Annotated in this window: 11 protein-coding genes; 8 read left to right on the top strand and 3 right to left on the bottom strand. The window is 68.0% G+C overall.

Annotation, left to right across the window (positions count from 1 at the left end; genetic code table 11):
• Positions 1 to 26 precede the first annotated feature (26 nt).
• Positions 27 to 1,115, bottom strand: a complete 1,089-nt coding sequence (locus tag ACUTAF_RS19175) for a substrate-binding domain-containing protein (RefSeq protein ID WP_445581468.1) — start codon at positions 1,113 to 1,115, stop codon at positions 27 to 29.
• A 197-nt stretch (positions 1,116 to 1,312) separates the two neighbouring features.
• Between ACUTAF_RS19175 and ACUTAF_RS19170 the strand changes: the two genes are divergently transcribed.
• From ACUTAF_RS19170 to lysM, 6 genes are all read left to right on the top strand, one after another.
• A complete protein-coding gene (locus tag ACUTAF_RS19170) occupies positions 1,313 to 1,807 on the top strand; it encodes a formate dehydrogenase subunit gamma (RefSeq protein ID WP_445581467.1) in 495 nt (164 codons plus the stop codon).
• Positions 1,804 to 3,375, top strand: a complete 1,572-nt coding sequence (locus ACUTAF_RS19165) for a formate dehydrogenase beta subunit (RefSeq protein WP_445581466.1) — start codon at positions 1,804 to 1,806, stop codon at positions 3,373 to 3,375. The genes ACUTAF_RS19170 and ACUTAF_RS19165 overlap by 4 nt, the downstream gene beginning before the upstream one ends.
• A 15-nt stretch (positions 3,376 to 3,390) precedes the next feature.
• The gene (gene fdhF, locus ACUTAF_RS19160; RefSeq protein WP_445581465.1) at positions 3,391 to 6,234 is read left to right on the top strand and encodes a formate dehydrogenase subunit alpha; all 2,844 of its coding nucleotides are present in this window, start codon (positions 3,391 to 3,393) and stop codon (positions 6,232 to 6,234) included.
• A gap of 75 nt (positions 6,235 to 6,309) precedes the next feature.
• Positions 6,310 to 6,546, top strand: coding sequence for a formate dehydrogenase subunit delta (locus ACUTAF_RS19155; RefSeq protein WP_445581464.1), 237 nt, complete (start codon positions 6,310 to 6,312; stop codon positions 6,544 to 6,546).
• A gap of 163 nt (positions 6,547 to 6,709) precedes the next feature.
• Positions 6,710 to 7,537: a formate dehydrogenase accessory sulfurtransferase FdhD gene (fdhD, locus tag ACUTAF_RS19150; RefSeq protein ID WP_445581463.1), complete on the top strand. Its 828-nt coding sequence runs from the start codon at positions 6,710 to 6,712 to the stop codon at positions 7,535 to 7,537.
• A 309-nt stretch (positions 7,538 to 7,846) separates the two neighbouring features.
• A complete protein-coding gene (gene lysM, locus ACUTAF_RS19145; protein WP_445581462.1) occupies positions 7,847 to 8,284 on the top strand; it encodes a peptidoglycan-binding protein LysM in 438 nt (145 codons plus the stop codon).
• Positions 8,285 to 8,338: 54 nt separating this feature from the next.
• Here the strand turns inward: lysM and yrfG are convergent, their stop codons facing one another.
• Entirely contained in the window at positions 8,339 to 9,019 is a 681-nt protein-coding gene (gene yrfG / locus ACUTAF_RS19140; protein WP_445581461.1) for a GMP/IMP nucleotidase, read from the bottom strand.
• A 125-nt stretch (positions 9,020 to 9,144) separates the two neighbouring features.
• Between yrfG and nudE the strand changes: the two genes are divergently transcribed.
• Positions 9,145 to 9,711, top strand: coding sequence for an ADP compounds hydrolase NudE (nudE, locus tag ACUTAF_RS19135; protein ID WP_445581460.1), 567 nt, complete (start codon positions 9,145 to 9,147; stop codon positions 9,709 to 9,711).
• Positions 9,708 to 10,529, top strand: coding sequence for a 3'(2'),5'-bisphosphate nucleotidase CysQ (gene cysQ, locus ACUTAF_RS19130; RefSeq protein WP_445581459.1), 822 nt, complete (start codon positions 9,708 to 9,710; stop codon positions 10,527 to 10,529). Before nudE ends, cysQ begins: the two co-directional genes overlap by 4 nt.
• Positions 10,530 to 10,640: 111 nt before the next feature.
• Here cysQ and ACUTAF_RS19125 read toward each other — a convergent pair whose 3' ends face one another.
• On the bottom strand, positions 10,641 to 12,548 hold the full coding sequence (locus ACUTAF_RS19125; protein WP_445581458.1) for a beta-ketoacyl synthase: 1,908 nt from the start codon (positions 12,546 to 12,548) through the stop codon (positions 10,641 to 10,643).
• Between the last annotated feature and the right edge of the window lie 202 nt (positions 12,549 to 12,750).

Genomic DNA, 12,750 nt, shown 5'->3' with positions numbered 1-12,750 from the left:
GTGCCGGGTCTAGATGCGCGTCACACTCACAGCAGACTCTCGCGGCCCCACTGCTCCAGCGCCTGGCTCAGCGGCAGCACCTCGCCGGGGCGGCTCAGGGCGTAGCCGGGCAGCTGGCCGATGCGTGCCTGGAACTCCGGGGTCTGCAGCACCCGCAGCAGCGCGGCCATGGCCGGCAGCTCGAGGCTGTCCTCGCGGCACAGCAGGCAGTAGTGCTCGCGCGCCATGGGGATGAAGTCCAGGCCGAAACGGCGTGCCGCCGCCTCGACGCCGAAGCCGACGTCGGCCATGCCGCTGGCGACGTAGGCGGCCACCGCCGCGTGGGTGAACTCCTCGTTGTGGAAGCCGTTGATCGCCGCGCTGTCGAGGTTCTCGCGCTGCAGCAGGTCCTGCAGCAGCAGGCGGGTGCCGGAGCCCGGCTCGCGGTTGACGAAGCGCAGCCCGCCGCGCGCCAGGTCCGCCAGGCTGGCGATGTGCTGCGGATTGCCCGGGGCGAGCATCAGTCCCTGGGTGCGCACGACGAAGGTGATCACCCGCTGGTCGGGGCGCAGCCAGGGCTGGATGCGGGCCATGCTCAGGGCGCCGAGCGGCCCGGCCGGCACATGCAGGCCGGCCACTTCGCAGTCGTGGCGGTGCAGGGCGATGATCGCCTCGCTGCCGCTGCGAAACTGCACCTCCCACTGCCAGCTGGGGTCGTGCTCCAGCCACTCGCGCAGCGCCGCCACGGCGAAACCGTGGCTGGCGTGGATGCGCAGGCCGGGATTGCTGGCCTGCAGCACCCGGTTCAGCTCCAGCTCCAGCTCACCGGCCAGGTTGTCCAGCTGCGGCGACAGCCGCGCGCGGATGCGCTGATCGGCCCACAGCAGTTTCTCCCCCAGCGGCGCCAGGCGTGCGCCCCTGCCGCGCTCGAGCTCGATCAGCGGGCTGCCGAAGAACGCCTGCCACTTGCCCAGCAGGTTCCAGGCATGGCGGTAGGAATAGCCGACGCGGGCGGCGGCCTCGGTCAGCTTGCCGGTGTCGTGCACGGCCTGCAGCAGCTCCAGGCCCTGCGGGTCGAGGCTGTTGCCGTCGCTCTGGTGAAAGCGCAAACGCGGTTGAATATCGATACGGATCATATGCTCATGGCTTCATATTTGATTGGCCGATATCCCATGATAATTTGCGTCGCATGGGCGCTTTGCGACCAAGTATAAGAACTTTACTTCATATGTGGCGAGCCTCGCGGCTGCGCCTGAGATAAGCGCCCATCAGCCGTGAGTGTGGCGCTTGTCTCCCGACAGTACCGGCATAGCCGCCGGCTGGAGCATCGAACATGGCCACTCTTCCCCAGCGCTTCGCCCCCGAGCAGTGCGAGGCCGTCGCCCGCGAGGTGCTGGCCGCCCGTCGCGGCCAGCCCGGCGCCCTGCTGCCCATCCTCCACGATATCCAGGACCGCCTCGGCGCCGTGCCGCCCGAGTTGCTGCCGCTGATCGCCGAGGACCTCTGCCTGTCGCGCGCCGAAGTGCACGGGGTGGTCAGCTTCTATCACGATTTCCGCGCCACGCCGCCCGGTCGCCAGGTGCTCAAGCTGTGCCAGGCCGAGGCCTGCCAGTCGATGGGGGTCAAGGCGCTGACCGCCGAGCTGGAGAAGAAACTCGGTCTGCCGCTGGGCGAGACCCGTGAGGATGGCAGCCTCAGCTTCGAGCCGGTGTACTGCCTGGGCAACTGCGCCTGTGCGCCGAATGCGATGCTCAACGGCGAGCTGCACGGCCGCGTCGATGCCGAGGAACTGCTGGAACTGCTGGCCGAACAGGAGGCACGCGCATGAGCGAGTCCATTACCGTTTTCGTCCCGCGCGACGCCACCGCGCTCAGCCTGGGCGCCGACAAGGTGGCCCAGGCCATAGTCGCCGAGGCTGCGGTGCGCAATATCGAGGTGAAGCTGGTGCGTAACGGCTCGCGCGGGCTGTTCTGGCTCGAGCCGCTGGTCGAGGTCGCCACCGAAGCCGGTCGCGTGGCCTACGGCCCGGTCAAGGCGCGCGACGTCGCCGGTCTGTTCGATGCCGGTTTCCTCGAAGGCAAAGAGCATGCGCTGGGCCAGGGCCTGACCGAGGAGATCGACTACCTCAAGCGCCAGGAGCGCCTGACCTTCGCCCGCGTCGGTATCACCGACCCGCTGTCGCTGGAAGACTACATCGCCCACGACGGCTATCGCGGCCTCAAGCGCGCCCTCGGCATGACGCCCGAGGCGATCGTCGCCGAGGTCACCGAATCCGGCCTGCGCGGCCGTGGCGGCGCGGCCTTCCCCACCGGCATCAAGTGGCGCACCGTGCTCGGCTGCCAGGCCGAACAGAAGTACATCGTCTGCAACGCCGACGAAGGCGACTCGGGCACCTTCTCCGACCGCATGGTGATGGAAGACGACCCCTACGTGCTGATCGAAGGCATGACCATCGCCGGTCTCGCGGTGGGGGCTACGCGCGGCTATATCTACCTGCGTTCGGAATACCCGCACGCCGAGGCGGTGCTGCTCGAGACAATCGCCCGCGCCACGGCCGCCGGCTATCTGGGCGACGATGTGCTCGGCAGCGGCAAGGCCTTCCACCTGGAGCTGCGTCGCGGCGCCGGCGCCTATATCTGCGGCGAAGAAACCGCGCTGCTCGAAAGCATCGAGGGCAAGCGCGGCACCGTGCGGCCGAAGCCGCCGCTGCCGGCCATCGAGGGCCTGTTCGGCAAGCCGACGGTGATCAACAACGTGATCTCGCTGGCCTCGGTGCCGATCATCCTCGACAAGGGCGGCGCCTACTACAAGGATTACGGCATGGGCCGCTCGCTCGGCACCCTGCCGATCCAGCTGACCGGCAACATCGCCCGCGGCGGCCTGATCGAGAAGGCCTTCGGCATCACCCTGCGCGAGCTGCTCTACGACTACGGCGGCGGTTCGGCCAGCGGCCGGCCGATCCGCGCGGTGCAGGTCGGCGGCCCGCTCGGCGCCTACCTGCCCGAGTCGCAGTTCGACACCCCGCTGGACTACGAGGCCTTCGCCGCCCTCGGCGCGGTGCTCGGCCACGGCGGCATAGTCGTATTCGACGACAGCGTCGACATGGCCGACATGGCGCGCTACGCCATGGAGTTCTGCGCGGTGGAGTCGTGCGGCAAGTGCACGCCCTGCCGGATTGGCTCGACCCGCGGCGAGGAGCTGCTGTCGCAGATCATCGTGGCCCGCTCCGAAGGCCCGCAACCGGGGCGCATCGAACTGCTCAAGAGCCTCTGCGACACCATGCTCGGCGCCTCGCTCTGCGCTCTCGGCGGCATGACACCCTACCCGGTGATGAGCGCCATCAACCACTTTCCCGAGGACTTCGGCGTGTCGCAAGACGCCGCCGAAGCCCGCTGATCCGGAGGCGTCTCCATGGCCCTGTATCGTGAACTCGACTATGGCACCCCTGCCCGCAGCGGCGCCCCGGTAACCCTGGAAATCGATGGCAACGCCATCACCGTGCCGGCCGGCACCTCGCTGATGCGCGCGGCCCAGGAGGCCGGCATCGCCGTGCCCAAGCTATGCGCCAGCGACAGCCTGGAGCCGTTCGGCTCGTGCCGCCTGTGCATGGTGGAAATCGAAGGGCGGCGCGGTTTCCCTGCCTCCTGCACCACCCCGGTGGAGCCGGGCATGGTGGTGCGCACGCAGAGCCCGAAACTGGCCGAACTGCGCCGCGGCACCATGGAGCTGTATATCTCCGACCACCCGCTGGACTGCCTGACCTGCTCGGCCAACGGCAACTGCGAGCTGCAGGATATGGCTGGCGTGGTCGGCCTGCGCGAAGTGCGCTACGACCCGGTGAAGACCCACCTGGCCGAGGCCAAGGACGAGTCCAACCCCTATTTCAGCTACGACCCGTCCAAGTGCATCGTCTGCAACCGCTGCGTGCGCGCCTGCGAGGAAGTGCAGGGCACCTTCGCCCTGACCATCGACGGCCGCGGCTTCGATTCGCGCGTGGCCGCCGGCCAGGCCGAGGATTTCCTCGACTCCGAGTGCGTGTCCTGTGGCGCCTGCGTCAACGCCTGCCCGACCGCCACGCTGATGGAAAAATCGGTGATCGAGCTGGGTCAGGCCGAGCGCAGCGTGACCACCACCTGCGCCTACTGCGGTGTCGGCTGCTCGTTCAACGCCGAGGTCAAGGGCAACACCGTGGTGCGCATGGTGCCGAACAAGAACGGCCACGCCAACCACGGTCACGCCTGCGTCAAGGGCCGCTTCGCCTGGGGCTACGCCACCCACCCCGACCGCATCAAGACCCCGATGATCCGCGACAGCATCCATGAGCCGTGGCGCTCGGTGAGCTGGGACGAGGCCATCGGCTACGCCGCCCGGCGCTTCAAGGAGATCCAGGCGCAGTACGGTCGCAATGCGGTCGGCGGTCTGACCTCCTCGCGCTGCACCAACGAGGAAACCTACCTGGTGCAGAAGCTGGTGCGTGCCGCCTTCGGCAACAACAACGTCGACACCTGCGCCCGTGTCTGCCACTCGCCGACCGGCTACGGTCTGAAGGTGACCCTCGGCGAGTCCGCGGGTACCCAGGATTTCGACTCGGTGCTGGCCGCCGACGTGGTGCTGGTGATCGGTGCCAACCCTACCGACGGCCACCCGGTTTTCGGCTCGCAGCTCAAGCGCCGCCTGCGCGAAGGGGCCAAGCTGATCGTCGCCGACCCGCGCGGCATCGACCTGGTGCGCAGTCCGCATATCCAGGCCGAGCATCACCTGCAGCTGCGTCCGGGCAGCAACGTCGCCCTGCTCAACAGCCTGGGCCATGTGATCGTCACGGAAAACCTGGTGGACGAGGCCTTCGTCGCCGAGCGCTGCGAGGCCGAGGCCTTCGAACAATGGCGCGCCTTCGTCAGCGAACAGCGCAACAGCCCCGAGGCCATGGAAGCCCTGACCGGCGTGCCGGCTGCCTCGGTGCGCGCCGCTGCGCGGCTGTACGCCACCGGCGGTAACGCGGCGATCTATTACGGCCTGGGCGTCACCGAGCACAGCCAGGGCTCGTCCACCGTGATGGCGATCGCCAACCTGGCCATGGCCACCGGCAATATCGGCCGTCCCGGCGTCGGCGTGAACCCGCTGCGCGGTCAGAACAACGTGCAGGGCTCCTGCGACATGGGCTCCTTCCCTCACGAGCTGCCGGGCTACCGCCACGTCTCCGACCCGGTGGCGCGACCGCAGTTCGAGGCTGCCTGGGGCGTCAAGCTGCTCGACGAGCCGGGCCTACGCATCCCCAACATGCTCGCCGCGGCGCATGCCGGTACCTTCAAGGGCCTGTACGTGCAGGGCGAGGACCCGGCGCAGTCCGACCCGGATACCCAGCACGTCACCGACGCGCTGAAGGAGATGGAGTGCGTGGTGGTGCAGGACCTGTTCCTCAACGAAACCGCCAAGTACGCCCACGTGTTCCTGCCCGGCGCCTCCTTCCTGGAGAAGAACGGCACCTTCACCAACGCCGAGCGGCGCATCTCGCCGGTGCGCAAGGTGATGCCGGCGCTGGCCGGCAAGGAAGACTGGGAGGTGACCGTGGCGCTGTCCAATGCCCTCGGCTACCCGATGCACTACCGCCATCCGTCCGAGATCATGGACGAGATCGCCGCGCTGACGCCGACCTTCACCGGCGTCAGCTACGCCAAGCTCGATCGCTTGGGCAGCATCCAGTGGCCCTGCAACGACGAGGCGCCGGAAGGCACGCCGATCATGCACGAGGACGCCTTCGTGCGCGGCAAGGGCCGCTTCATGGTCACCGAGTACATCCCCACCGAGGAACGCACCTCGCGCAAGCGGCCGCTGGTGCTGACCACCGGGCGCATCCTGTCGCAGTACAACGTCGGCGCGCAGACCCGGCGCACCGGCAACACGGCCTGGCATCCCGAGGACGTGCTGGAACTGCATCCGGTGGATGCCGAGGACCGCGGCATCAGGGACGGCGACTGGGTCGGCATCGAGAGCCGCGCCGGCGAGACCGTGCTGCGCGCCAAGGTCACCGAGCGCATGCAGCCGGGCGTGGTCTACACCACCTTCCACCACCCGGAATCCGGCGCCAACGTGATCACCACCGACAACTCCGACTGGGCCACCAACTGCCCCGAGTACAAGGTCACCGCGGTGCAGGTGCGCAAGGTCGAGGCGCCGTCGCAGTGGCAGCAGGAGTTCGAGGCCTTTACCCGCGAGCAGATCGAGCTGCTGCCGCGGATTCAGGTGACCCAGCTGTAAAACCCGCCGGCGGGCCACTACGGCCCGCCGATGGCTCCTGTTTTCTCTTCAGCGCATCGAGGTGTGCAGATGGGCATGAATGCCACTCAACTGATCAAGATGGCCAACCAGATCGGTGCCTTCTTCGCTTCCCGGCCCGATCCGCTCCAGGCGCGCACGGAGTACGCCCAGCACCTGCGCCGCCAGTGGGATCCGCAGATGCGCACGGCGCTCTACGCCCACCTGGATGCCAGCGCGGGCGAGGGCCTCAGCGAGTTCGCCGTGCAGGTGCTGCGCGAGCTGCGCGAGCAGATCGAGCCGCAGGCGGCGTGAGCAGCATAAGGTCCCGGTTCGGCGTAGGGTGGATGACGCTCTTTTCATCCACCATCGCGGCACCTATGGTGGATCGATAGAGCGCGATCCACCCTACGGACTGGTGCGCACGGCCTAGGCGGCCCCGCGCCACCCCACGATCACCGCGAGGAATCCGCAGCCTATGCCACGCCGTACCGCCGCCCCGCTCACCGACGATCGCGCCGCCCACCCGGCGGCGGACGGCTACGCCTATGTCGAGCTGGACGAGGCGGCGCGTAGCGGCCATGCGGTGCTGGCCGAGGAGTGCGCCCTGGCCATCGCCTACAACGGCATCGGCCATGCGGTGATGATGGTCTCGCCCAGCGCCTTGGAAGACTTCGTGGTCGGCTTCAGTCTGACTTCTGCGGTAGTGGGTGCGGCCGAGGACATCTACGACATCCAGTTAAAGCGGGCGGGCGAGGCGTTCCACGCCGAGGTGCAGATCGCCAGCCGTGCCTTCTGGGCGCTCAAGCAGCAGCGGCGCAATCTGGCCGGCACCAGCGGCTGTGGCCTGTGCGGCGTGGCGGCGCTGGAGCAGGCATTGCCGCAACTGGCCGAGCTGGCCGCCAGCCCCCTGCCGCCGGCCGCGCACCTGCATCAGCTGCGCGCGCGCATCGCCGAGGTGCAGAAGCTGGCGCGCCACAGCGGCGCGCTGCACGCCGCGCTGTTCGTCGACGAGCACGGCGAGATCGTCCTCTGCCGCGAAGACATTGGCCGGCACAACGCCCTGGACAAGCTGATCGGCGCGCTGCGCCGCGAAGGCCGCGACGCTCGCCGCGGCTTCGCCGTGGTCACCAGCCGCTGCAGCCTGGAGCTGATCCACAAGGCGGTGCGTGCCGGCTTCGCCAGCCTGGTCAGCCTCTCGGCGCCGACCGACCTGTGCGTGCGCTGGGCGCGCCAGCACCGCCTCAACCTGATCCACCTGCCGCACCACAGCGCACCGCGGGTCTATAGCCCGGCGCCGTCCTGAGAGCCTGTTCAAAGTCTGCTGCGCGTCGGCACTGCTGCGTTAAAAACAGGCTCGGACAGTGACTTGTCACTGAACGTCCGCAGGGCGAGCGCAGCGAGTAATGCTCATTTACAACTCGTAAAGTCGCCCGCGACTCCGACCGTTCCTCGCCTGTTTTTGTGGGGCCGCCATCGGTATTGCATGGCTCTAGCTCGCGAGCCTTTGATCAGGCTCCGAGACCAGCGGCACGCCTGCTTGCCCTGCAGCATCTAGACTTGCGCTTCCGGGCGCTGCCTGCCCGGCCATCCACAAGGAACGAGAGGAATCGCCATGGGTATGTTCGCCTTTGTCAAAGAAGCCGGGGTCAAGCTGTGGGAGTCGCTGGTGGGCCAGGAGGCGCAGGCCGCCGAGTCGCTCAAGGAGCATGTGGCCAAGGTCGGCCTGGGCAACCCGAATATCGAGGTCAGCGTCGAGGGCGACAAGGTGATCGTCAGCGGCGAGGTGGCCAGCCAGGAGGAGAAGGAAAAGATCCTCCTGGCCCTGGGCAACGTCGCCGGCGTCGGCGAGGTGGACGACCAGATCGGCGTTGCCACGCCGGCGCCGGCGGCGCGCTTCGTCACGGTGCAGAAGGGCGACACCCTGAGCGCCATCGCCAAGGCCGAATACGGCAACGCCAACGCTTATATGAAGATCTTCGAGGCCAACAAGCCGATGCTCGGCCACCCGGACAAGATCTACCCGGGCCAGGTGCTGCGCATTCCCGAATAAGCACTAAGCCTGGGCAGGAGCCGGCGTCCCCCGGGATCGCCGGCAAGCCGGCTCCTACGACCAGCGCACCCCGGCCAGCCCCTGCAACAACGCCCGATAATCCTCCACCGCGGCGAACTCCTCGGTGTCCTTCGGGCCGGCCTGGCTGTCCGGCTGGCGCACGGCGAGCAACTGGGCGACGCCGAAGCGCCCGGCGCTGCGCAGGATCGGCAGGCTGTCGTCGATGAACAGGCTGCGCGCCGGGTCGAAGTCGACGTCCTGGCGCAGGGCGAACCAGAACTGCTGGTCCTCCTTGGGAAAGCCGTAGTCGTGCGAACTGATCAGGCGCTCGAACCAGGGCGCCAGCTCCACCCGTTCCATCTTCAGCGACAGCGAATCGCGATGCGCGTTGGTGATCAGCACCACGCGCTTGCCCGCCTCGCGCAGGGCGCGCAGGAACACCTCGGCGTCCGTGCGCAAGGCGATCAGGTGCGCGACCTCGCGCTTGAGCTCGCGGATCGGGAGGTTCAGCTCGCGGCTCCAGAAGTCCGTGCAGTACCAGTTCAGCGTACCGGCGTGCTGACGGAACAGCGGCAGCAGCTCGGCCTCGGCCAGCGCCAGGCTGGTGCCGTGGTGCTCGGCGTAACGCTGCGGCAGGTGCTTGAGCCAGAAGTGGTTGTCGAAGTGCAGATCGAGCAGGGTGCCGTCCATGTCCAGCAGGACGGTGTCGATCTGGTGCCAGGGCAGTGGAGACATGGGCGCGCCTGAATTGTAAAGGTCGTGAATCTGCCGGCTCGCGTCGCGAACGCGCAATCTGCGCCGGGGATAATCGGAAAAGCCGCGGTATGATAACCCGCCAGGTCACGCCAAGGAGTTGCCCCATGCGTCAGAAGCCCACGGTACTCGCCCGTGAAATAGTCGCCAGCAGCCGCCTGTTCCGCGTCGAGGAACTGCAGCTGCGCTTTTCCAACGGTGTCGAGCGTACCTACGAGCGTCTGGTGGGCAAGGGCGCGGGCTACGGCGCGGTGATGGTGGTGGCGATGCTCGATGCCGAGCATGCGGTGCTGGTCGAGGAATACTGCGGCGGCACCGACGACTACCAGCTGTCGCTGCCCAAGGGCCTGATCGAGCCGGGCGAGGACGTGCTGGTGGCGGCCAACCGCGAGCTCAAGGAGGAGGCGGGTTTTGGTGCGCACGATCTGGAGTACATCACCGAGCTGAGCCTGTCGCCCGGCTATATGAGCCAGAAGATCCAGGTGGTGCTGGCCCGTGACCTTTATGAGGAGCGCCTGCCGGGCGATGAACCGGAGCCGATGCGGGTCGACCGGATCAACCTGCGCGAGCTCTCCAGCCTGGCCCGGCACGCCCAGTTCAGCGAGGGGAGGGCGCTGGCTGCGCTGTACCTGGTGCGCGACCTGCTCGCTCAGCGCGGGGAGTTCGTGCAGTGAGCCATCCCTATGTTTCCCGCGTGATCGAATTGGTGCGCGAGGCTGGCGCGGCGACGCTGCCGTATTGGCGCAGCGGCGTGACGGTGCAGGAGAAGGCCGATGCCTCGCCGGTGACGGCCGCCGACCTGGCCGCCCACCATATCCTGCAGGACGGCCTGCGCGCGCTGGCGCCGGAGGTGCCGGTGCTGTCCGAGGAGGCCGCCGACATTCCGCTGGCCGAGCGCGCCGCCTGGACGCGCTGGTGGCTGGTCGATCCGCTGGACGGCACCAAGGAATTTATCGCCGGCTCCGAAGAATTTACCGTCAATGTTGCGCTGATCGAGCAGGGGCGCGTGGTCTTCGGCGTGGTCGGCATTCCGGGCAATGGCCGCTGCTATTACGGCGGCGCCGGTCTCGGTGCCTGGCGCAGCGAAACGCCGGGTGAGACGCAGCCGATCGGCGTGCGCCAGGCGCCGGCGCAGGGCTTTACCCTGGTGGCCAGCAAACGCCACTCGAGTCCGGCGCAGGAACGCCTGCTGGCGGAGCTGGGCGCGCGCTTCGGCGAGCCGGTGCTGGCCAATATCGGCAGTTCGCTGAAGTTCTGTCTGCTGGCCGAAGGCAATGCCGATTGCTACCCGCGCCTGGCGCCCACCTCGCAATGGGACACCGCGGCGGCGCAGGGCGTGCTGGAAGGGGCGGGCGGCGAAGTGCTGGATCTGGCCGGTGCGCCGCTGACTTACGAGGCCCGCGAATCCTTTCTCAATCCCTCGTTTCTGGCGCTTCCGCTTACCGCGCCCTGGCGCGGCGAGCTGATCGAGCTGGCGCGCGATCTGGTATAGCCCCGTGGGAGGCGCTTTAGCGGCGACTGTCGCGACTGCGACTGCATGGATGCAGGAGGTAGTGCGAAGCAGGATGCCAGAGCCGAAAGCCCCTCCCACAGCGCGCCCCGCTCAGTCGAGCATATCGCGGTAACGCTCGTCCTTCTTGAACACCAGCGGCTGGTCGAAGCCGGGCACCTTCACTTCCTCGGTGGTGATGGAGATCGCCTGGTCGTCGATCATGTCGTTGCCGAAGTTGTAGATGATGTCCAGCTGGCCCAGCAGCGCCTGCTGGTCGTAGGCCGCGGCCGCGGCGCGGGTGCCTTCGCGACGGGCCAGGTAGGCGTCGAACGCGGCCTGGCCGTGGCGCTTGCGCAGCATGCGCTCGACCACGTGCGGGGCCAGCACCAGGGCGCTGGCATTGTTGCCGCCGAAGCCCTTGGAGTTGATGAAGGCCACGTCCAGCGCCTGCTCGCCGACCTGGCGGTCCGCGGTGGCCAGGCTCAGGTGCTGCTGATGCACGTCGCCGGCGACCGCGTCTATGGTCTTGATCCCCGGCAGGATGCCGTATTTGAAGGTGCCCAGGGCGGCGATCACCTGGTCGCCGCTGGCGGTGGCCAGGGAATGGCCGACGAAGGCCTTGACCGCGGTGATCGGCCACTGCTCGATGCCGAAGGCGCTGGCGACGCGGTCGAGGATTTCCGATTCGGTGACGCGGTTGGCCGGGGTGCTGGAGCCGTGGGCGTGGACGAAGCTGCGGCTGCGCACCGCGTCCAGGCCGAGCAGCTGCACGGCGCTGGCCACGGCCTTGGCCACGGTCAGGTAGTTGCCGGGGCCCGGAGCGGAAATGGATTTCTTGAAGCCATCGGCGTTGATGAACACATCCGGGACCGCGCCATGGATGTCGGCGCCCAGCTCCAGGGCCAGCTCGTCGTCCATCAGCACCACGAACTGGCAGGCCTCGGCCAGGGTGAAGCCGCAGTTGTCGCCGAACGGGCGGCTGGCGCGGCGGAAATCCACCTCGCTCTTGCCTTCGATCTGGCGCAGGCCGTCCTCGGTGGCCAGCGCGCCCATGGCGCCGTAGCCCTCGATGCACTCCTGGTTGACCGGCGCCTCGCTGCTGCCGACGATCACCACCCGCGCCTTGCCCGCGGCGATCTGCTCGATGCCCTTCTGCAGGTTGTAGAGGAAGGTGGCGCAGGCGCCGGTGATGCTGCCGGTGGTGCCGACGCTGCCGAGCACGTAGGCGTTGATGAAGTCGGCCGGCATGGTATTCAGGCCCAGGGCCAGCTGCTTGGCGGTAACGCGGCCGCCTTTCAGGCGCGACTGCATCATGCCGCCGAAGCCGTTCTCGTCGAGCTGGCTCATGATGCAGCTGGCGAACACCGCGACTTCGTCCGGTGCGACATGCTGGACGATGCGCTGCCAGTCGATGCCGACCGAGCGCAGCGCGTCGGTGACGCCGACCACGGTCATGGCCAGGCCGCGCGGGTGGAAGCGCGCGTTGTACAGCTCGCTCGGCTCGAAGCCGGTGGGCAGCTGGCCGGCGGACTTCACCGCCAGCGGGCGGTAGCTGTCGACCTTGAATTCGCAGCTGTCGTGCAGGGTGACCTGCACTTCGCTGGCGTTGAGTTCCTGCACCGACCAGTTGGCCGGCAGTGGCTCGGGCAGCTGCTTGCGCAGGGTGAGGAAGCTCAGGCTGCCGCTGTGGCCGGGAGCCAGGCCGATGCTCTTCTGCCAGTGGGCGGCATCCGGGTCCAGGTGCTGCTTCTCGATGCGGCGCACCAGGGTGCCGGCGAGAATCTGCTCGGCGTAGCGGCTCTCGATGTCCGCCAGGCTCAGCGCCTGGCCGTCCTGGTCCTGGTACTGGCCCTCGACCACGCGCACCAGCTTCATCATCTGCGCCAGCCCGGCCAGTGTCTCCTGGCGCGCGCGGGCGTCCAGGGTTTCGATCACGGTGCGGCGAAATCCATGGTGGAAGGAGCTGCGCCCGGCTGCGTTGTAACCCCCAAAACCCACGATCACAGGTAAGCGCGACATAACTCAAAAGCTCCTGAACAAGGCCAGCGCGACGCCGGGCCGGCGCCTGGCGGCGCGGGTGGGGTCATAGGGCGGTGGCGTTTGGAAAATTTCGGCTGCCTAACCTGACGTGGATCATGACTGTCGAGTCACTCATTCGTCCAATGTCGTGGCGAGCGAAAAGCATGCCGCGGCTGGGACAACTCGTCGTGAGAGGCTTCTA

The organism is Pseudomonas sp. SP16.1 (assembly GCF_052682975.1).
The sequence above is the reverse complement of the archived record's forward strand: the minus strand, read 5'-3'. Positions and strand labels throughout refer to the sequence as shown.